This window comes from Pseudomonas sp. 09C 129 (genome assembly GCF_002843625.1).
GTDB lineage: Bacteria > Pseudomonadota > Gammaproteobacteria > Pseudomonadales > Pseudomonadaceae > Aquipseudomonas > Aquipseudomonas chlororaphis.
This window is the reverse complement of record NZ_CP025261.1, coordinates 5,364,263-5,385,027: the sequence shown is the minus strand read 5'-3', so window position 1 is coordinate 5,385,027 and position 20,765 is coordinate 5,364,263. Positions and strand designations below refer to the sequence as shown.

The following is a 20,765-nucleotide window of genomic DNA, read 5'->3' as shown; positions in this document are numbered from 1 at the left end:
TGACCCAGGTGATCCCCTGGAGTTTTAGACCGATGGGTTATAAGCGGCGGGGCGCAAGTGCGTTGTGGGCTGGGGCAAAGGCCTTGATCTGCCTGGAGTTTTGCCGTGCGGGCAGTGCCCGTGGGCGTTTGCGGGAGATGGCGAAGCGATGCCAGGGCGGCTGGCATCGCTGCTTTATTTCATGGCTTGCCGCGAATCAACCGACGCAAGGCAAAGCGATTGGGGTGACAGGCCTCGGCCACGCTGCGCGGCAGGGGCAGCGGTTCGTTGTCCAGCCAGGCGGCCAGCAACTCGCCCGACAGCGGCGCGGTGATCAAGCCGCGCGAGCCGTGGCCGCTGTTGATATACAGGCCGTCCAGCCAGGGGCAGGGCAGGTCCGGAACCTGGCGCGCGTCCTTGCCCAGCACCGCGTAGACCTCGGCGAATGCCGCCTGGTCCGCCAGGGGACCGACGATCGGCAGATAGTCCGGGCTGGTGCAACGGAAGGCGGCCCGTCCTTCGAGGGTTTGCGCTTGCAGCCGGTCGGCTTCCAGGCGTTCCACCAGGTCCTGGGAGATCTCTTCGAGCATCTGCAGGTTGCCCGCATGCTCGGCGGCGGTGGGTGTCAGGTCTTCGCTCTTGAAATCGAAACTGGCACCCAGGGTGTGTTCGCCCAGTCGCGCGGGGGCGACATAACCCTCGGCGCACACCACGGTGGCCAGGCTCTGGCTGCGCGCGGTCTGCGGCAGTCGGGTGATCTGCCCGCGGATGCGCTTGAGCGGCAGCTCGGCGCTGGCGGGAAAGCGCTTGATCTCGGCGGCGCCGGCGAGGATCACCACCTCGGCACTGGCCAGCAACCGCTCGCCGTCCCAGGCCTGCCACTGGCCATCGACCCGGCGCAATTCCACTACATCGTGGTGGGGCAGCAGGCGAATCCGCGGGTGCGCGGCTTGCCACTGGCACAGGGCCGGCGGATGCACCCAGCCACCTTCCGGGTAGAACAGCCCACCGTGGGCCAGGCCGACGCCGGCCAGGGCCAGGGCCTGGGGTTGGTCCAACTGATGCAGCAGGTCCGCCGGGAAGGCCGCCGCCAACTGCGCCTGGCGCTCGGCTTCCTTGGCGTTGAAGGCCAGTTGCAGCACGCCGCAGCTGTCCCAGTCGACACCCCGTTGCAGCTGTTCGAGCAGGCGCCGGGTGTAGCCGAAACCGCTGAGGATCATCTGCGACAGGGCGGTGCCGTGGGCCGAGAGTTTCAGGTACAGCACGCCCTGGGGATTGCCCGAGGCCTCCTGGGCCAGTTGCCCGTGGCGCTCCAGCAGGCTGACCCGCCAGCCCCGCGCGGCGAGGCTGGCGGCGCTGGCGCAACCGGCCAGGCCGGCGCCGATCACCAGGGCGTGTTTGTCCTGGATTTGTTGCGTGGGGCGAGCGAACCAGGGCTTGCTGGCGGCAGGCAGCGGCGTGTCTTCGGGCCAGCCGAGAAACTCGCCGCGCAGCACTTCCCACTTGTGGCCGATGCCCGGGGTGCGCTTCATCTTGAAGCCCGCGGCATTCAGCAGGCGGCGCACCCAGCCGGTGCTGGTGAAGGTGCTGATGCTCGAACCCGGCGCGGCCAGGCGCGCCAGTTCGGCGAACAGCTCGGCGGTCCACATCTCGGGGTTTTTCGCCGGGGCGAAGCCGTCGAGGAACCAGGCGTCGACCTGCCCGTCGAGTTGCGGCAATTGCTCCAGGGCATCGCCGACCAGCAGGGTCAGGGTGACCCGGCCCTCGTCCAGCACCAGGCGCTGAAAGCCCTGGTGCACCGCGACATAGGCGCGCAACAGGCGCTCGGCCAGCGGCCCCAGTTCCGGCCACAGGGCCAGGGCGCGCTGCAGGTCGGCTGGCGTCAGCGGGTACTTTTCCACGCTGACGAAATGCAGGCGTGCGCTGGGGTCAGCCTGTTGTTCGAACAACTGCCAGGCGCAGAGAAAGTTCAGGCCGGTGCCGAAGCCGGTTTCGCCGATGACGAAGCAGCCACTGGGCGGCAACGCGGCAAAACGCTCGCGCAGGCGGTTCTGTTCGAGAAACACATGGCGGGTTTCGTCCAGGCCCGACTCGGTGGAGAAATACACATCGTCGAAGACCCGCGAACGCGGGCGACCCTGGTCGTCCCAGTCGAGCTGGGCGTGGGGCTGGGGAGGGGGCAATTCGGCGCTCATGTTCGGCTCGGTAGCGGCAAGGCGGCCATTCTAGCCGATCGACACACCGGGTAATGATCCACGGCAATAAGCGGTATGTTCGGGGCCGACAAAACCTAGGTCGATCCGCTAGTCTTGCTCCATCTTGCCAGGGAGTCGCTCATGTTCGAATCTGCCGAAATCGGTCACGCCATTGACAAAAAAACTTTTGACGCCGAAGTCCCGGCCCTGCGCGAAGCCCTGCTGGAGGCCCAGTTCGAGCTGAAGCAGAAAGCCCGTTTTCCGGTGATCGTGCTGATCAACGGCATCGAAGGCGCCGGCAAGGGCGAGACGGTGAAACTGCTCAACGAGTGGATGGACCCACGCCTGATCGAGGTCCGTACCTTCGACCAGCAGACCGACGAAGAACTGGCGAGGCCACCGGCCTGGCGCTACTGGCGGATGCTCCCGGCCAAGGGCCGCATGGGGGTGTTTTTCGGCAACTGGTACAGCCAGATGCTCCAGGGGCGGGTGCACGAACTGTTCAAGGACGGCCGTTTCGACCAGGCCATCGCCGGCGCCGAGCGCCTGGAAAAGATGCTCTGCGACGAAGGCGCGCTGATCTTCAAGTTCTGGTTCCACCTGTCCAAGAAACAGATGAAGGCCCGCCTCAAGTCCTTGCAGGACGACCCGCTGCACAGCTGGCGCATCAGCCCGCTGGACTGGCAGCAGTCGGAGACCTACGACAAGTTCGTCAAATACGGCGAGCGGGTGTTACGCCGCACCAGCCGCGACTACGCGCCCTGGCATGTGATCGAAGGCGTGGACCCGCATTACCGCAGCCTGGCGGTGGGCAAGATTCTCCTCGAGGGCCTGCAGAGCGCGCTCAACCGGCCGACGCTCGAAGTCGAGTCCCATGTGGCGCCGCTGGGCGAGGCCGTCGACAAGTTGACCCTGCTCGACAGCCTGGACATGAGCCAGCAACTGGACAAGGACGACTACGAGGAGCAACTGATTACCGAGCAGGCGCGCCTGGCCGGCCTGCTGCGCGACAAGCGCATGCGCAAGCACGCGTTGGTGGCGGTTTTCGAGGGCAATGACGCGGCCGGCAAGGGCGGGGCGATTCGCCGGGTAGCGGCGGCGCTGGACCCGCGCCAGTACAGCATCGTGCCGATTGCCGCGCCGACCGAGGACGAGCGGGCCCAGCCGTATCTGTGGCGCTTCTGGCGGCATATTCCGGCGCGGGGCAAGTTCACCGTGTTCGACCGTTCCTGGTACGGCCGGGTGCTGGTGGAACGGGTCGAGGGCTTTTGCAGCCCGGCGGACTGGTTGCGCGCCTATGGCGAGATCAACGACTTCGAGGAGCAGCTCGAGGACGCCGGGGTGATCGTGGTCAAGTTCTGGCTGGCGATCGACAAGCAGACCCAGCTGGAGCGTTTCCAGGCCCGTGAAGAGATTCCGTTCAAGCGTTTCAAGATCACCGAGGACGACTGGCGCAACCGCGACAAATGGGATGCCTACCGCGCCGCCGTCGGCGACATGGTCGACCGCACCAGCACCGAGGTCGCGGCCTGGACCCTGGTGGAGGCCAACGACAAGCGCTGGGCCCGGGTCAAGGTATTGCGCACCCTCAACCGCGCACTGGAAGAGGCATTCGACAAGTCCGAGAAAAAGGACAGGAAAGGCAAGAAGGACAAGAAATAACCGCCGCGGGTTGTGAGCGGGTCACTGGATAAACCCAGCACCGCGATGGTTTTGCATACGCCGGATGAATGATCGTCGCGGCCGGGCAAGGGCTGGATCTATGCTCGAGCCACTCACAACCGACAACAACAATGAGGTATGCCATGCGTGAAGTGGTGATCGTCGATAGCGTGCGGACCGGCCTGGCCAAGTCCTTTCGCGGCAAGTTCAACCAGACCCGTCCGGACGACATGGCCGCCCATTGCGTCAATGCGCTGCTGAGCCGCAACGGTATCGACCCGGCCAGCGTCGAGGACTGCATCGTCGGCGCCGGTTCCAACGAAGGCGCCCAGGGCTACAACATCGGGCGCAACGTCGCGGTGCTGTCGCGCCTGGGCACCGGTACCGCGGGCATGACCCTCAACCGTTTCTGTTCGTCCGGCCTGCAGGCGATCGCCATCGCGGCCAACCAGATCGCGTCCGGTTGCAGTGACATCATTGTCGCCGGCGGGGTCGAGTCAATCAGCCTGACGATGAAAAGCGTCAACACCGACAACCTGATCAACCCGCTGCTCAAGGAGCAGGTGCCGGGCATCTATTTCCCCATGGGCCAGACCGCCGAGGTGGTCGCCCGGCGTTATAACGTGAGCCGCGAGGAGCAGGACCTGTATGCCCTGCAAAGCCAGCAGCGCACCGCGGCGGCCCAGGCGGCCGGGCTGTTCGACGACGAGATCGTGGCGATGGCGGTGAAGTACAAGGTCGAGGACAAGAACAGCGGCCAGGTGCAGATTCTCGATGGCGTGGTCGATCGCGACGACTGCAACCGCCCGGACACTACCCTGGAAAGCCTGGCCGGTTTGAAACCGGTGTTCGCCGAAGACGGTTCGGTGACCGCCGGCAACTCCTCGCAATTGTCCGATGGCGCGTCCATGACCCTGGTCATGAGCCTGGAGCGGGCCCTGGCGCTGGGGCTCAAGCCCAAGGCGTTCTTCCGCGGCTTCACCGTGGCCGGTTGCGAGCCGGACGAAATGGGCATCGGCCCGGTGTTCTCGGTGCCCAAGCTGCTCAAGGCCAAGGGCCTGCAAGTGGACGACATCGACCTCTGGGAGTTGAACGAGGCCTTCGCCTCGCAATGCCTGTACAGCCGCAACCGGCTGCAGATCGACAACGCCAGGTACAACGTCAACGGCGGCTCGATCTCCATCGGCCACCCGTTCGGCATGACCGGTTCGCGCCAGGTCGGGCACCTGGTGCGGGAACTGCAACGGCGCAACCTGCGCTACGGTATCGTCACCATGTGCGTCGGCGGCGGCATGGGCGCGACCGGGTTGTTCGAAGCGGTGCGCTAAGCCGTCAGACGGGGTGGAACCTATCGCGGGCAAGCCTCGCTCCTACAGAACGGTGGTGCTTCTGTAGGAGCGAGGCTTGCCCGCGATGCTTTTTGCGACCTGCACCATCCTGTTTACGTTCCCCCTCCAACTGTCTCTGTGTAAGTCACGGTCCCGAGCCTAGAATGCGGGCTCTCTCCATCAGGCTTTTGGGGGTCGCATGCATATCTCGTCCGGTCGCTGGGTCTACGGCTTGTTCCTCGCACTGCTGACGGCGCTGCTGTGGGGCATCCTGCCGATCAAGCTCAAGCAAGTGTTGCTGGTGATGGACCCGGTGACCGTGACCTGGTTTCGCCTGTTGGTGTCCGGTGGTTTCCTGCTGATCTACCTGGCGGCGGTCAAGCGTTTGCCGAGCTGGCGCGTGCTCGGGCCGCGCGGCGGCTGGCTGGTACTGATGGCGGTTTGCGGGCTGGTGGGCAACTACGTGCTGTACCTGATGGGGCTGAACCTGCTGAGCCCCGGCACCGCGCAACTGGTGGTGCAGATGGGGCCGATCCTGCTGCTGATCGCCAGCCTGTTTGTGTTCAAGGAGCGTTTCAGCCTGGGGCAGGGGATTGGCCTGGCGGTGCTGCTGATCGGTTTCGGGCTGTTTTTCAATCAGCGCCTGACCGAGCTACTGACGTCCTTGAGCACCTACACCGCCGGTGTGCTGACGGTGCTCGCCGCCTCGGCGGTCTGGACCTTCTACGCCCTGGGCCAGAAGCAGTTGCTGACGGTGTGGAATTCCTTGCAGGTGATGATGGTGATCTACCTGTTCTGCGCGCTGTTGCTCACCCCGTGGGCCCATCCTCTCGAAGCGCTTGAATTGAGCCCGCTGCAAGGCTGGCTGTTGCTGGCCTGCTGCCTGAATACCCTGATCGCCTACGGTGCGTTTGCCGAAGCGCTGGCCCATTGGGAAGCGTCGCGGGTCAGCGCCACGCTGGCGATCACGCCCTTGGTGACCTTCGCCGCAGTGGCGGTGGCGGCCTGGTTGTGGCCCGAATATGTGCATGCCGAACAGATCAACGGCCTGGGCTATGGCGGGGCGGTGCTGGTGGTGCTGGGGTCGGCCTTGACGGCCCTGGGGCCTTCGCTGATGGCCGGGCTCAAGGCGCGGCGGGTGCGCATGGAAATGCCGTAGAGTTAGGGCGCGTTATCGTCGATCGCGGGCAAGCCTCGCTCCTACGGAAGCAGGAGCGAGGCTGATTTGCAGTTGGCGATCAGCCCTGCTTGCCAGCCTCCAACATGTTTTCCGGACGCACCCAGGCATCGAACTCTTCGTCCGTCAGGTAACCCAGTTCCAGGGCCGCTTCACGCAAGGTGCGGTTCTCGGCATAGGCCTTCTTGGCGATCTCGGCGGACTTGTCGTAGCCGATATGGGTGTTGAGCGCGGTGACCAGCATCAGCCCGCGTTCCAGGTGGTCGGCCATCTGCACCGGGTCGGGCTCCAGGCCGGCGATGCAGTGCTGCTGGAAGTTGCTGCAGCCGTCGGCGAGCAGGCGCACCGATTGCAGCAGGTTGTGGATGATCACCGGCTTGAACACGTTCAGTTGCAGGTGGCCCTGGCTGGCGGCGAAGCCGATGGCCACGTCGTTGCCCATCACCTGGCACGCCAGCATCGACAGGGCTTCGCACTGGGTCGGGTTGACCTTGCCCGGCATGATCGAGCTGCCCGGTTCGTTGGCCGGCAGCCTGACCTCGGCCAGCCCGGCCCGTGGTCCGGAGCCCAGCAGGCGCAGGTCGTTGGCGATTTTCATCAGGCATACCGCCAGGGTCTTCAGGGCGCCGGAGAGGGTGGTCAGGGGTTCGTGGCCGGCGAGGGCGGCGAACTTGTTCGGCGCGGTGACAAACGGCAGGCCGGACAAGGCCGCCAGCTCGGCGGCGATCGCCTCGCCGAAACCATGGGGCGAGTTCAGCCCGGTGCCGACGGCGGTACCGCCCTGGGCCAGCTCGCAGACCGCTGGCAGGGCCGCGCGAATGGCGCGCTCGGCGTAGTCCAGTTGCGCGATGAAGGCCGACAGCTCCTGGCCGAAAGTGATGGGGGTGGCATCCATCATGTGGGTGCGCCCGGTTTTCACCAGCTTCATGTGCCGTGCCGCGAGTTCGGCCAGGCCGCCGGACAGTTCGGCGATCGAGGGCAACAGATGCTGCTGCACCGCCTGGGCCGCGGCAATGTGCATTGCCGTGGGGAAGCAGTCGTTGGAGCTTTGCGAGCGATTCACATGGTCGTTGGGGTGCACCGGGGTCTTGCCGCCGCGCGGGTTGCCGGCCAGTTCGTTGGCGCGACCGGCGATCACCTCGTTGACGTTCATGTTGCTCTGGGTGCCGCTGCCGGTCTGCCAGACCACCAGTGGGAACTGGTCGTCATGCTGGCCGTCCAGCACCTCGTCGGCGGCTTGTTCGATCAGGCGGGCAATGTCGGCCGGCAGATCGCCGTTGCGGTCGTTGACCCGGGCCGCGGCCTTCTTGATCAACGCCAGGGCATGCAGGACCGACAGCGGCATACGCTCGTTGCCGATGGCGAAGTTGATCAGCGAACGCTGGGTCTGGGCGCCCCAATAGGCGTCGTCCGGGACTTCAACCTGGCCAAGGCTGTCGGTTTCGATTCGACTCATCGTGCTCACTCCTGTAGGTCTGATTGCGCAGTTTAGGCCGTGATCCACAGCCTGGGTTCCATAAAGCGCCTTTTGTGTCATTTGGTCGAGCAAATGCAGGCACCACAAGGCTTGGGGTTGAGCGACAGAGTTTTTTAGGCGCAGAATGGTCGCCCTTGGGGTTATACCTCGCCTGCTAGAAAAGGAAACTCGATGACTCGTCTTCGTGCCATCTGTACCGCGGTTGTTCTGGTTTGTGCCAGCGGCCAGGTGCTTGCCGATACCGCCAGCCACAACGCCAGTGCCGAAGCTTTCCTGACCCTGGCGCACGCTGACAAGCTGGGCACTCCGGTGTACATGCAAGTGCAGCAAATGTTCGCCCAGCGTTTTGAACAGACCAAAGCCCCAGAGTCGAAAAAAGCCGTGCTGGAAACCTACCAGGCCAAGGCCAACGCCGCCCTGGACCAGGCCATCGGTTGGAACAAGCTGAAGCCGGACATGGTCAAGCTCTACACCAGCAACTTCAGCGAATCCGAGCTCAAGGACCTGGTGGCGTTCTACCAGTCGCCGCTGGGCAAGAAAGTCCTGGAAAAAATGCCGCAGCTGACCCAGCAATCGGCCCAGATGACCCAGGCCAAGCTGGAAAGCGCGGTACCGGTAGTCAACAAGCTGCTGGCCGACATGACCGCCGAACTCGAGCCTAAGGCCGCACCGGCGAAGAAGAAGTAAGCGGAGCCAGGAATGACCATGCAACAACGTATCGAATCGGCACTGGGCGCATTGCAGCCAGAGCATTTGCAGGTGCTGGATGAAAGCCTCATGCACAGCCGCGGCCTGGAGACCCATTTCAAGGCCGTGCTGGTCAGCGAGCAGTTTGCCGGGCTCAACAGCGTCAAGCGTCACCAGAAGGTCTACGCGACCCTGGGCGAGCTGATGGGCCAGTTTCATGCGTTGGCGCTGCATACCTACACGCCAGAGGAATGGGCGAAGATCGGCGTGGCCCCGGCCTCGCCGACCTGCGCTGGCGGCAGCAAGCATTAACCACAGGTTTTTTGCTAGAATCCGCAACGCGCCGCTCAGTCGGCGCGTTTTTTTTGCATCCGGTTCACCCTTTGCGAGGGTAGCCACCTGGAGAATTACCCATGACACAACAGATTGTCGTGGCGGCACTGTATAAGTTCGTCACCCTCGAAGATTACGTTGCCCTGCGCGAACCGCTGCTCAAGGCGATGCTCGACAACGGCATCAAGGGCACCCTGCTGATCGCCGAAGAAGGCATCAACGGCACCGTTTCCGGTAGCCGCGAAGGCATCGACGGGCTGCTGGCCTGGCTCAAGAACGACCCGCGCATGGTCGACATTGATCACAAGGAATCGTACTGCGACGAGCAGCCGTTCTACCGCACCAAGGTCAAGCTCAAGAAAGAGATCGTGACCCTGGGCGTACCCGGCGTCGACCCGAACAAGAAGGTCGGCACCTATGTCGAACCGCAGGACTGGAACGCGCTGATCAGCGACCCGCAAGTGCTGCTGATCGACACCCGCAACGACTATGAAGTCTCGATCGGCACCTTCGAAGGCGCCATCGACCCGAAGACCACCAGTTTTCGCGAATTCCCCGACTACATCAAAGCCAACTTCGACCCGAGCAAGCACAAGAAAGTCGCGATGTTCTGCACCGGCGGCATTCGTTGCGAGAAAGCTTCGAGCTACATGCTCAGCGAAGGCTTCGGCGAGGTCTTCCACCTCAAGGGCGGTATCCTCAAGTACCTCGAAGAGGTGCCGCAGCAAGAGAGTAAATGGCAGGGCGACTGTTTCGTCTTCGATAATCGGGTGACCGTGCGTCACGACCTCAGCGAAGGCGACTACGATCAATGTCATGCCTGCCGCACGCCGGTAAGCGTCGAGGATCGCGCCAGCGAGCACTATGTGCCGGGTATCAGTTGCCCGCACTGCTGGGACACACTGAGCGAGAAAACCCGCCGCAGCGCCATCGACCGGCAGAAGCAGATTGAACTGGCCAAGGCTCGCAACATGCCGCACCCGATCGGTTACAACTACAAGCAATCTTCTTCCGAGGCCTGAGCCATGTCTGCCCGCCTGCTCTATGTGATGGACCCGATGTGTTCGTGGTGCTGGGGCTTCGCTCCAGTGGCCGAGGCCCTGGTCGAGCAGGCGCGGGCCGCGGGCGTCGAGTTGCATCTGGTGGTGGGCGGCCTGCGGACCGGCAGTGGCTCGGCCCTGGAGCCGACCACCCGCCGCTATATCCTCGAACACTGGCAGGCGGTCACCGAGGCCACCGGCCAGCCGTTCAAGTTCGAGGGCGCCTTGCCCGACGGTTTTGTCTATGACACCGAGCCTGCGTGCCGCGCCATCGTCACGGCGCGCAGCCTGGCGCCGGATTGCGCCTGGAAACTCTTGCGCCTGATCCAGCGGGCTTTTTACGTCGAAGGCCGGGATGTCACTCGCGCCAGCGTTCTGGTGGAACTGGCCGAGGAAGCGGGCGTGCCGCGCATCGAGTTCGCCGAGGCGTTCGATCGCGCCGAGCAGCATGCCGCGACCGCCGCCGATTTCACCTGGGTCCAGGACCTGGGGATTGCCGGCTTCCCGACGATGCTGGCCGAGCGCAATGGCCAGCTGGCCTTGTTGACCAATGGCTACCAGCCCCTGAGTGAGCTGTCTCCACTGCTCGGCCGCTGGCTGGAGCGTGCCGCCTGTGCGTGATCCACAAGCGCCGGAACCCGTCGATCGCCTGAGCTGGGCGCAAGTCCGCCGGCTGGCACTGCAGCATAAAAAAGCCCTGTGGATCGCCAATGGCGTGGCCGTCCTGGCGACGCTGTGCAGCGTGCCTATCCCGTTGCTGCTGCCGCTGTTGGTGGACGAAGTACTGCTGGGGCATGGCGATGCTGCGCTGAAGGTGATGAACCACGCCTTGCCCGCGGGCTGGCAGAGCGCCGCCGGCTACATCGGCCTGATGTTGTTGATCACCCTGATGCTGCGTTGCTCGGCGCTGCTGTTCAACGTGCTGCAGGCGCGGTTGTTTGCCGGGTTGGCCAAGGACATTGTCTATCGCATCCGCCTGCGGTTGATCGAGCGCCTCAAGCGCATTTCCCTGGGCGAGTATGAAAGCCTGGGCAGCGGTACGGTGACGACTCACCTGGTCACCGACCTCGACACCCTCGACAAGTTTGTCGGCGAAACCCTCAGCCGTTTTCTGGTGGCCATGCTCACGCTGGTGGGCACCGCGGGCATCCTGATGTGGATGCATTGGCAGCTGGCGCTGCTGATCCTGTTGTTCAATCCCTTGGTGATCTACGCCACGGTGCAGTTGGGCAAGCGGGTCAAACACCTGAAAAAGCTCGAGAACGACAGCACCTCGCGTTTCACCCAGGCCCTGACCGAAACCCTGGATGCGATCCAGGAAGTCCGCGCCGGCAATCGCCAGGGCTTTTTCCTCGGCCGTCTCGGCCGGCGTGCCCAGGATGTGCGGGACTACGCGGTGGCCTCGCAATGGAAGAGCGACGCCTCCAATCGTGCCAGTGGGCTGCTGTTCCAGTTCGGTATCGATATCTTTCGTGCGGCAGCCATGCTCACCGTGCTGTTTTCCGATCTGTCCATCGGCCAGATGCTGGCCGTATTCAGCTACCTGTGGTTCATGATCGGCCCGGTGGAACAACTGCTGAACCTGCAGTACGCCTACTATGCCGCCGGTGGCGCGTTGTCGCGCATCAATGAGCTGCTGTCGCGGGCCGACGAGCCGCAGTATGCCGGTGGTGTCGACCCGTTCCAGGGGCGCGAGACCGTGGGTATCGAAGTCAGCGGCCTGAGTTTCGGCTACGGCGACGAGCTGGTGCTGGACCAAATGAACCTGTCGATCGAGCCGGGGGAGAAGGTGGCGATCGTCGGCGCTAGCGGCGGCGGCAAAAGTACCCTGGTGCAGCTGTTGCTGGGGCTCTACACACCGCAGGCGGGCATCATTCGTTTTGGCGGCAAGACCCAGCAGGAAATCGGCCTGGAAACCCTGCGGGAAAACGTGGCGGTGGTGTTGCAGCATCCGGCGCTGTTCAACGACAGCATCCGCGCCAACCTGACCATGGGCCGCGAGCGCAGCGACGAAGCCTGTTGGCGGGCATTGGAAATTGCCCAGTTGGACTCGACGGTCCGCGCCCTGGCCAACGGCCTGGACAGTGTGGTCGGCCGTTCCGGCGTGCGTCTGTCTGGCGGCCAGCGCCAGCGCCTGGCCATCGCGCGGATGGTCCTGGCCGAACCCAAGGTGGTGATCCTCGACGAAGCCACTTCCGCGCTGGACGCCGCCACCGAGTACAACCTGCACCAGGCGCTGACGCGTTTCCTCCACGGTCGGACCACACTGATCATTGCCCACCGCCTGTCCGCGGTAAAACAGGCGGATCGGGTTCTGGTGTTCGATGGCGGACAGATTGCCGAAGATGGCGACCATCAGCAGCTAATTGCCGACGGCGGCCTTTACGCCAAGCTTTACGGGCATTTGCAGCAAGTCCAGCGACCTTGAGTTTTATCCGGTTTTCTGTGCTTAGTGCTTGAATTCTCTGGTGGAAATGACCCTCCTGGGGCGCGGCCCTGTCGTGTCTCGACTGGCAGCGTGCTCGAACGTCACGGCCTGTGCGCTCGAAGCGGCGGAAATTAGCCTAGTCTGTGCTGTCAGGAGCGGTATTTCCTCGGGTGTTCATCTGGCAGTGCTTATGCAAGGGACCTCATGAAGCAAAAGCGGACTCTCGGAACGCCACGGTTATTGGGCATCGTCTGGCCATTTATTGCGGTGGTGTTGTTTCAAGCGCTGTTGGGTGGCCTCAGCTTATATGTCCTTTCGGCGGTACGTGGTTACGTTGCCGGGGAGAGCCTTTGGTCCAAGGGCCAGAAGGACGCCATTTACTACCTCAATCTCTACGCCGACAGCCGCGACGAATCGATCTTTCTGAAGTACCAGAATGCTATTGCCGTGCCTCAGGGCGGGCATGAGCTGCGGGTCGCGCTGGATCAGCAACCGCCCGACCTGAATGCCGCGCGGGCGGGGATTCTCAAGGGTGGCAACCACCCTGACGACAGCGACAGCGTGATCTGGCTGTATCTGAACTTCCGCCATTTCAGCTACCTGGAAAAAGCCATCGACCTGTGGACCGTGGGCGACAGTTATCTGGTGCAGCTCGACAGCGTGGCCCATGAAATGCACCGCAGCATTACCAGCAACCAGGCCTCCGAAGCCGATATCCAGCGCTGGAAGAACCAGATTTTCGCCATCAACGATGGCGTGACGCCCGCTGCCAAGGCCTTTAGCGATGCTTTAGGCGAGGGCTCGCGGGTCATCCTGCGGCTGTTGCTGATCACCAACCTGGCCACCGCGCTGGGGCTGATTGTCCTGGCCTTGCTGCGCACCCATAAGCTGCTGGCCCAGCGTCATGAATTTGCCAGCGCCCTGCAGTTGGAAAAGGAACGGGCGCAGATCACCCTGCAATCCATTGGCGACGGCGTCATCACCACCGACGTGGACGGCGCCATCGCCTACATGAACCCGGCCGCCGAGGAAATGACCCACTGGAAGGCCGAGCAGGCCATGGGGCTGCCGCTGGCGGCCTTGTTCAATCTGCTCGATGAAAATGCCCAGACCGATGGCTTCACCCTGATCGAACACATCCTCAGCGGCCAGCTCAGTGGCGGCAGTGAGCACTCGAAGCTGATCCAGCGCCTGGATGGCAGCACGGTGTCGGTGACCCTGGTCGGCGCGCCTATCCAGAACGCCGGCAAGGTCAGCGGTACGGTGCTGGTGCTGCACGACATGACCCAGGAGCGCCAGTACATCGCCAATCTGTCCTGGCAGGCGACCCACGACGCCTTGACTGGCCTGGCGAACCGTCGCGAGTTCGAATACCGCCTGGAGCAGGCATTGCACAGCTTGAGCCGGCAACCGGGGCGGCACGCCCTGATGTTCCTCGACCTGGACCAGTTCAAGCTGGTCAACGATACCTGCGGCCATGCGGCAGGGGACGAGTTGCTCCGGCATATCTGCGCCTTGCTCCAGTCGGGCCTGCGCGAGGGCGATACCCTGGCGCGCCTGGGGGGCGATGAGTTCGGCATCCTGCTGGAGAACTGCTCGCCGGAAGCGGCGGAAAAGATCGCCGAAGGCCTGCGCCAGACGGTGCAGAACCTGCATTTTGTCTGGAAGGGCCGGCCCTTCGTCACCACGGTCAGCATTGGCCTGGTGCATGTGGCGCAAACCCCGACCACCCTCGAAGCATCACTGCGGGCAGCGGACATGGCGTGCTACATGGCCAAGGAGAAAGGGCGCAACCGGGTCCAGGTCTATCACGCGGACGACTCGGAGCTGTCCCTGCGGTTCGGTGAAATGGCCTGGGTACAGCGTCTGCATATGGCCCTGGAGGAAAACCGCTTCTGTCTTTATGCCCAGGAAATAGCCGCTCTGGGTCATGTGGACCGGCTCGGCGGGCATATCGAGATTCTGCTGCGCCTGCACGACGAGGCCGGGCGGATGATCCTGCCCGACAGCTTCATTCCGGCCGCCGAGCGTTACGGCCTGATGACCTCCCTTGACCGTTGGGTGGTGGAGAATGTGTTCAAGATCATCGCCGAATGCATCCGCGAGGAGCGCGAAGGGCCCTTGGCGATGTGTGCGATCAACCTGTCGGGCGCGACCATCGGTGACGAGGCTTTCCTGGACTTCCTGCGCGAGCAGTTCATCGTCCACGGTGTGCCACCGGACCTGATTTGTTTTGAAATCACCGAGACCAGCGCTATCTCCAATCTCGGCAGTGCGATTCGATTTATCAACGAGCTCAAGGGCTTGGGCTGTCACTTTTCGTTGGATGACTTTTGTGCGGGAATGTCGTCATTCGCTTATCTCAAACATTTGCCTGTAGACTTCCTCAAGATCGATGGAAGTTTCGTAAAAGATATGCTGGACGACCCGATCAATCGTGCGATGGTCGAGGTGATCAACCATATCGGTCATGTGATGGGCAAACGCACGATTGCCGAGTTTGTCGAAACACCGCAGATTGAGCAGGCATTGTTGGAGATTGGCGTGGATTACGCTCAGGGCTACCTGATCGAGCGCCCGCAACTCTTCACCTGCGACAGTCTGCAGTGCCGGCCTTCGCGACCACAGCCTCTGTTGTTCAAGGCTCCTGGCACGTTCCGTTGAATCTCTCGCTGATCCGTACCATCACCATCAAAAGGAGCCCCGACAGTGATCGACGCATTCAACAGAACCGGTCCGCTCATGGACGCTGCAAGCTATCCGGCCTGGGCCCAGCAGCTGATCCAGGATTGCAGCGAGAGCAAGCGCCGCGTGGTCGACCACGAACTGTACCAGCGCATGCGCGACAACAAGCTCAGCAACAAAACCATGCGCCAGTACCTGATCGGCGGCTGGCCGGTTGTCGAGCAGTTCGCCCTGTACATGGCGCAGAACCTGACCAAGACCCGCTTCGCCCGTCACCCCGGTGAGGACATGGCGCGGCGCTGGCTGATGCGCAATATTCGGGTCGAGCTCAATCATGCCGATTACTGGGTGAACTGGAGCCGCGCCCATGGCGTGAGCCTGGAAGATCTGCAGGCGCAACAGGTTCCACCGGAGCTGCACGCTTTGAGTCATTGGTGCTGGCATACCAGCTCCGCCGACTCATTGATCGTGGCGATCGCTGCGACCAACTACGCAATCGAGGGTGCCACGGGTGAGTGGTCGGCGCTGGTCTGCTCCTCCGGCGTGTATGCGGCGGCCTTTCCCGAAGAAGAGCGCAAGCGGGCGATGAAGTGGCTGAAAATGCATGCCCAGTACGACGATGCGCATCCTTGGGAGGCGCTGGAAATCATCTGTACCCTGGCCGGCATGAAGCCGAGCAAAGCCTTGCAGGGCGAGCTGCGCCAGGCGATCTGCAAGAGTTATGACTACATGTACCTGTTCCTGGAGCGTTGTATGCAACAGGAAAAGACCCCGGCGGCCCGTGAGCGGATGGCGCTGGTCGAAGGTTGAATGGCGGCCTCCGATGGAGGCGGCCCCAGCCATTCTCTCAGCCGGCCATCGCCAGGCGGTTGCGGCCTTCGCGCTTGGCCACATACAGCGCGCTGTCCGCACGGCGCAGCAGGCTCTCGGCTGATTCCCCTGGCAGCAGGGTCGAGCAACCCAGGCTGACCGTCAGTTCGATCAACTTGCCATCCGCCCAGTAATCCTTGGCCTGGGCCGCCTGGCGCAGCCGTTCTCCCACCATGGCGGCGGCATCGCGTCCGGTGTTGGACAGCAGGATCAGGAACTCCTCGCCACCAAAACGAAACACCATGTCGACGTTGCGCAACTGCGCCTTGATGGCCGCGGCAACAGCCTTGAGCACTTCATCGCCGGCGCTGTGGCCGTGGCTGTCGTTGATTCTCTTGAAGTGATCGATATCCAGCATCAGCAGCGACAGTGGGTGCAGGTGGCGGCGGGCCATTTCGATTTCCCGTTGCAGCGTCTGGTCCATGGCGATCCGGTTGCCGGTATCGGTCAAGGGGTCGCGCAGGGCGCTACGGGTCGCGGCCCGATAGAGCAGAGCGTTGCGCATCGGATAAAGCAGGGTGGACAGCAGGGATTCCAGATGGCCCTGTTCCTGGTCGCTGAAACGCTGATTGCGCCGAAATACCAGCTCGCCCATGGTCTCGCCTTCATGGCTCAGGCTGTAGCTGATGGAGTGGTGGCCGCGCTGGCCGAACTCCAGGCGCAGGTCGCTGGGTTTGTGCTGGTAAACCAGGGCATCCAGGGGCACAAGGCGTTGGGTTTCGCGGAAGAACAGGCCGAGAATGCGTTGCGGCTCCAGGCTGGTCTGTAATTGCAGGCTCAGCTGCTGGCGCAACTGGGCAAGGCTGACCGGGCGTTGCAGGAGTGGTGACTGCTGGCCAAAGCCCAGGCGTTGCAATTTGGCGCTATCGAAGTCAATTGCGTTGGTCTGGGTCGGTATTTTCATATGGCGTGAGCCCCTGGGCACGTAATGCAGTCTTACTGGCTGGGTGAGAGCGGCTCATGGCTGCACGTCATACTGTTCCATCAGTCCCGTAGGACAAGCGATCACAGTCTAATCCGCTTTACGGGCCGTTATAAGCCCCGACTCGATCGTCGCTGAGTTTCGCCAATACACTGCCTATTTGAGGGAGATGAGAGCGAAAGTCATGCCATTCGCTTCATCCGAGTAAAATGCTTTTGAATTCAGCGGGTTGGCTGACCGTGCCGAGGCTTGGCGTGGCCCGGGGTGGCATTTGTCTGGCGATGACGGGGTGGAAGGCTGGCAGGAAAGGAGTGCCGCGACGATATTCCGCCGCGGCCAAAGAACGGATTACTGGGCGTCGAATGCCTGGCCGTTGATCCCGGTACTGTCCGGACCCATGAGGTACAGGTAGACCGGCATGATCTCCTCGGGGGCCGGGTTGTTGCTCGGGTTTTCCCCTGGATAGGCCTGGGCGCGCATGCTGGTGCGGGTAGCGCCCGGATTGACACTGTTGGCGCGCACCGGTGCGACACCGTCGACTTCGTCGGCCAGGGTTTGCATCAGGCCTTCGGTGGCGAACTTCGAAACGCCATAGGCGCCCCAGTAGGCACGGCCCTTGCGGCCAACGCTGCTGGAGGTGAACACCACCGAGGCGTCCTGGGACAGCTTGAGCAGCGGCAGCAGGGTACTGGTCAGCATGAACATGGCATTGACGTTGACTTGCATCACCCGCATGAAGTTCTCGCCCGACAGCTGTTCCAACGGCGTGCGCGGACCAATGATCGAGGCATTGTGCAGCAGGCCATCGAGGTGACCGAACTCGGCTTCGACCATGGCGGCCAGCTCGTCGTACTGGTGCGGCAGGGCGGTTTCCAGGTTGAACGGAATCACCACCGGCTGAGGGTGGCCGGCGGCTTCGATCTCGTCATAAATCTGGATCAGGTTGGCTTCGGTCTTGCCCAGCAGCAATACGGTAGCGCCGTGGGCGGCGAAGGTCTTGGCGGCAGCGGCGCCGATGCCGCGACCGGCACCGGTGACCAGGATGACCCGATCCTTGAGCAGTTCGGGGCGGGCGGAGTAATCAAACATAAAAACCTCGGGAAATCAGAAGCGAAAGCCTGGGCCGATCAGCAGCTGCACAGCGCCTGGTCCAGGACCTGGCGCAGTTCCAGCGGATGGTCGACCACCACGTCGGCGCCCCAATGCTTGGGATTGTCGTCCGGATGGATGTAACCGTAGGTCACGGCGGCGGTCCTGGTGCCTGCGTCGCGGCCCGATTCGATGTCACGCAGGTCGTCGCCGACGAACAGTACGCTGGCCGGGTCGAGGTCGAGCATCTTGCACGCCAGGATCAACGGCTCCGGATCGGGCTTGCTGTTCTTTACGTGATCCGGGCAGATCAGCAGGGCGGAACGTTCCGCCAGGCCCAGCTGCTGCATGATCGGCTCGGCAAAGCGCACCGGCTTGTTGGTGACCACGCCCCAGAGCAGATTGGCCTTCTCGATATCGGCCAGCAGCTCGGCCATGCCGTCGAACAGTTTGCTGTGCACCGCGCAATGCTTGAGGTAACGCTCCAGAAACTCCAGGCGCAGCTCCTCGAACCCCGGGGATTCCGGGTCCGTCGAGAAGGTCACGGCGACCATCGCCCGGGCGCCACCGGAGATTTCGTCACGGATATGTTTGTCTGCGATCGGCGCCAGGCCGCGGTCGGCGCGCATGGCCTGGCAGATGGCGATGAAGTCCGGCGCGGTGTCGAGCAGGGTGCCGTCCATGTCGAAAAGAACTGCTCTGATACGCATGGGCTTATTCCTCCCGCAGGGTCTGGATCATGTAGTTGACGTCGACGTCGGCGGCCAGCTTGTAGTGCTTGGTCAGCGGGTTGTAGGTCAGGCCGATGATGTCCTTGACGGTCAGGCCGGCATCGCGGCTCCAGGCACCCAGTTCGGAAGGCCGGATGAATTTCTTGAAGTCATGGGTGCCGCGCGGCAGCAGCTTCATGATGTATTCGGCGCCGATGATGGCGAACAGATAGGCCTTCGGATTGCGGTTGATGGTGGAGAAGAACACCTGGCCACCGGGCTTGACCATGCGAAAGCACGCGCGGATCACCGAGGACGGGTCTGGTACGTGCTCGAGCATTTCCAGGCAGGTGACGACGTCGAACTGCTCGGGCATTTCCTCGGCCAGGGCTTCGGCGGTGATCTGCCGATACTCGACGTTCACCCCGGACTCCAGTTGATGCAGTTGTGCCACCGCCAGCGGGGCCTCGCCCATGTCGATGCCGGTTACCGTGGCGCCGCGCTGGGCCATGGCTTCGCTGAGGATGCCGCCGCCGCAACCGACGTCGAGGACTTTCTTGCCGGCCAGGTTGACGCGCTCGTCAATCCAGTTGACCCGCAGCGGGTTGATATCGTGCAGCGGTTTGAATTCGCTCTCGCGGTCCCACCAGCGATGGGCGAGGGCTTCGAATTTGGCGATTTCGGCGTGGTCGACGTTACTCATGGGTAATCCTCTGAATCTGGAAAATTCTGGCTGTCGGTCTCGAGCCGGGCTCGAGGGTTCCTGCTATTCGGTATGGCCGCTGATACGCCGGCCCCAGGCTGTCGCCGTGGCGTGCAGCTGTTGTTCGTCCAGGCGCGTCAGGCGCCGGTCGTCGAGCAATTGCTTGCCGGCGACCCAAAGGTGTTTCACGCAATCGCGGCCGGTGGCATATATAAGCTGCGAAACCGGGTCATAGATCGGTTGCTGTGCCAGGCCGGACAGGTCGAATGCCACCAGGTCCGCGGCCTTGCCGAGTTCCAGCGAGCCGATCTCGCTCTCCAGGCCCAGGGCCCGCGCGCCGTTGAGGGTGGCCATGCGCAGCGCCTGGTGGGCATTCAGGGCGGTGGCCGAGCCTGCCACGGCCTTGGCCAGCAGTGCGGCGGTGCGGATTTCGCCGAGCAGGTCCAGGTCGTTGTTGCTGGCGGCCCCGTCGGTGCCTACTGCAACATTGACGCCAGCCTGCCACAGCCGTTCCACCGGGCAGAAGCCGCTGGCCAGTTTCAGGTTCGACTCCGGGCAATGAATGACATTGCTATTGGTTTCTACCAGCAAAGCCAGGTCGTCATCGCTGATTTGGGTCATGTGTACGGCCTGGAAGCGCGGCCCGAGCAGTCCCAGTCGCGCCAGGCGGGCCAGGGGCCGCTCGCCGTGCCGGGCGACGGCCTGTTCCACCTCGAAGGCGGTTTCATGGACGTGCATATGAATGGAGGCATCGAGCTCTTCGGCAATGATCCGGATCTTCTCCAGGTTTTCGTCGCCGACCGTGTAGGGCGCGTGGGGACCGAAGGTGATCTTGATGCGCGGATGATGCTTGAGGTCGCTGAATAGCTCGACGCCCTGGCGGATGGCCTCGTCGGCGCTGTGGGCGCCCGGAATCGGAAAGTCGAGGACTGGAATTGCAATCTGCGCCCGAATGCCGCTGTTGTGCACGCGCTCGCTGGCAACCTTCGGAAAGAAGTACATGTCGGAAAAGCAGCTGATGCCGCCTTTGAGCTGTTCGGCGATGGCCAGGTCGGTACCGTCGCGGACGAAGGCTTCATCGACCCATTTGGCTTCGGCGGGCCAGATGTGGTTCTCCAGCCAGGTCATCAATGGCAGATCGTCGGCCAGGCCGCGGAACAGGGTCATCGCCGCATGGCCGTGGGCGTTGATCAGACCAGGGCTGAGCAGCATGCCCGGCAACTCGCGGACCTCGGCAGCCTGCAGCTTCAAGGCCGCGGCGCGCGGGCCGATGAACACGATGCGGCCGTCGCGGATACCCAGGCCGTGCTCCTTGAGCACCACGCCGGCCGGTTCAACAGGCACCAGCCAGGTCGGCAACAGGAGTAGGTCGAGCGCAACGACAGGGTTCGGCATCGAAGATCGGTTCCAGGGCGTTTGTGGAGGATGGCGAAGTATACCCGAGCGTCTTCGCCGGGGGATCGCTATAATCGGCGGCTTT

At 63.1% G+C, this 20,765-nt stretch carries 17 protein-coding genes; 10 read left to right on the top strand and 7 right to left on the bottom strand.

Translation table 11 applies throughout. The features are described 5' to 3' along the window. Positions 1 to 179 precede the first annotated feature (179 nt). Complete coding sequence (mnmC, locus tag CXQ81_RS23855) at positions 180 to 2,162, bottom strand: bifunctional tRNA (5-methylaminomethyl-2-thiouridine)(34)-methyltransferase MnmD/FAD-dependent 5-carboxymethylaminomethyl-2-thiouridine(34) oxidoreductase MnmC (RefSeq protein WP_178081114.1); 1,983 nt, start codon at positions 2,160 to 2,162, stop codon at positions 180 to 182. 153 nt (positions 2,163 to 2,315) lie between these two features. Between mnmC and pap the strand changes: the two genes are divergently transcribed. From pap to CXQ81_RS23840, 3 genes are all read left to right on the top strand, one after another. Then, complete coding sequence (pap, locus tag CXQ81_RS23850; RefSeq protein WP_007932235.1) at positions 2,316 to 3,836, top strand: polyphosphate:AMP phosphotransferase; 1,521 nt, start codon at positions 2,316 to 2,318, stop codon at positions 3,834 to 3,836. Between the two features lie 143 nt (positions 3,837 to 3,979). Further along, entirely contained in the window at positions 3,980 to 5,164 is a 1,185-nt protein-coding gene (locus tag CXQ81_RS23845) for a thiolase family protein (protein WP_101338750.1), read from the top strand. Positions 5,165 to 5,363: 199 nt separating this feature from the next. Continuing rightward, positions 5,364 to 6,323, top strand: coding sequence for a DMT family transporter (locus CXQ81_RS23840; RefSeq protein WP_101338749.1), 960 nt, complete (start codon positions 5,364 to 5,366; stop codon positions 6,321 to 6,323). A gap of 79 nt (positions 6,324 to 6,402) precedes the next feature. On the opposite strand, the gene CXQ81_RS23835 is transcribed toward CXQ81_RS23840, so the two are convergent. Next, positions 6,403 to 7,797: a class II fumarate hydratase gene (locus CXQ81_RS23835; protein ID WP_007932231.1), complete on the bottom strand. Its 1,395-nt coding sequence runs from the start codon at positions 7,795 to 7,797 to the stop codon at positions 6,403 to 6,405. A gap of 192 nt (positions 7,798 to 7,989) precedes the next feature. On the opposite strand from CXQ81_RS23835, the gene CXQ81_RS23830 reads away from it, so the two are divergent. The 7 genes from CXQ81_RS23830 (at position 7,990) to CXQ81_RS23800 (ending at position 15,801) form a co-directional block, all read left to right on the top strand. Continuing rightward, on the top strand, positions 7,990 to 8,505 hold the full coding sequence (locus CXQ81_RS23830; protein ID WP_007932229.1) for a DUF2059 domain-containing protein: 516 nt from the start codon (positions 7,990 to 7,992) through the stop codon (positions 8,503 to 8,505). 12 nt (positions 8,506 to 8,517) lie between these two features. Next, positions 8,518 to 8,817 (top strand): BolA family transcriptional regulator, encoded by a 300-nt coding sequence (locus CXQ81_RS23825; RefSeq protein WP_101338748.1) that lies wholly within the window; start codon positions 8,518 to 8,520, stop codon positions 8,815 to 8,817. A 101-nt stretch (positions 8,818 to 8,918) separates the two neighbouring features. Continuing rightward, a complete protein-coding gene (locus tag CXQ81_RS23820; protein ID WP_007932227.1) occupies positions 8,919 to 9,860 on the top strand; it encodes a rhodanese-related sulfurtransferase in 942 nt (313 codons plus the stop codon). A 36-nt stretch (positions 9,861 to 9,896) separates the two neighbouring features. Further along, entirely contained in the window at positions 9,897 to 10,499 is a 603-nt protein-coding gene (locus CXQ81_RS23815) for a DsbA family protein (RefSeq protein ID WP_172963034.1), read from the top strand. Then, a complete protein-coding gene (locus CXQ81_RS23810) occupies positions 10,492 to 12,306 on the top strand; it encodes an ABC transporter ATP-binding protein (RefSeq protein WP_101338747.1) in 1,815 nt (604 codons plus the stop codon). The genes CXQ81_RS23815 and CXQ81_RS23810 overlap by 8 nt, the downstream gene beginning before the upstream one ends. A gap of 204 nt (positions 12,307 to 12,510) precedes the next feature. Further along, a complete protein-coding gene (locus tag CXQ81_RS23805) occupies positions 12,511 to 14,970 on the top strand; it encodes an EAL domain-containing protein (protein WP_007932218.1) in 2,460 nt (819 codons plus the stop codon). Between the two features lie 78 nt (positions 14,971 to 15,048). Continuing rightward, positions 15,049 to 15,801, top strand: a complete 753-nt coding sequence (locus tag CXQ81_RS23800; RefSeq protein WP_219734992.1) for a TenA family transcriptional regulator — start codon at positions 15,049 to 15,051, stop codon at positions 15,799 to 15,801. A gap of 37 nt (positions 15,802 to 15,838) precedes the next feature. On the opposite strand, the gene CXQ81_RS23795 is transcribed toward CXQ81_RS23800, so the two are convergent. The 5 genes from CXQ81_RS23795 to CXQ81_RS23775 all read right to left on the bottom strand — a co-directional run bounded on the left by CXQ81_RS23795 (position 15,839) and on the right by CXQ81_RS23775 (position 20,680). Next, entirely contained in the window at positions 15,839 to 16,765 is a 927-nt protein-coding gene (locus tag CXQ81_RS23795) for a GGDEF domain-containing protein (RefSeq protein WP_053262197.1), read from the bottom strand. A 366-nt stretch (positions 16,766 to 17,131) separates the two neighbouring features. Continuing rightward, positions 17,132 to 17,872 carry a YciK family oxidoreductase gene (locus CXQ81_RS23790; RefSeq protein ID WP_101338746.1) on the bottom strand — a complete coding sequence of 247 codons (741 nt, stop codon included), beginning with the start codon at positions 17,870 to 17,872 and terminating at the stop codon, positions 17,132 to 17,134. A gap of 38 nt (positions 17,873 to 17,910) precedes the next feature. After that, the gene (gene mupP / locus CXQ81_RS23785) at positions 17,911 to 18,582 is read right to left on the bottom strand and encodes an N-acetylmuramic acid 6-phosphate phosphatase MupP (protein ID WP_101338745.1); all 672 of its coding nucleotides are present in this window, start codon (positions 18,580 to 18,582) and stop codon (positions 17,911 to 17,913) included. 4 nt (positions 18,583 to 18,586) lie between these two features. Beyond that, positions 18,587 to 19,285, bottom strand: a complete 699-nt coding sequence (gene ubiG, locus CXQ81_RS23780; RefSeq protein WP_007932212.1) for a bifunctional 2-polyprenyl-6-hydroxyphenol methylase/3-demethylubiquinol 3-O-methyltransferase UbiG — start codon at positions 19,283 to 19,285, stop codon at positions 18,587 to 18,589. A gap of 63 nt (positions 19,286 to 19,348) precedes the next feature. Further along, the gene (locus tag CXQ81_RS23775) at positions 19,349 to 20,680 is read right to left on the bottom strand and encodes a TRZ/ATZ family hydrolase (protein WP_087092376.1); all 1,332 of its coding nucleotides are present in this window, start codon (positions 20,678 to 20,680) and stop codon (positions 19,349 to 19,351) included. Positions 20,681 to 20,765: the final 85 nt, after the last annotated feature.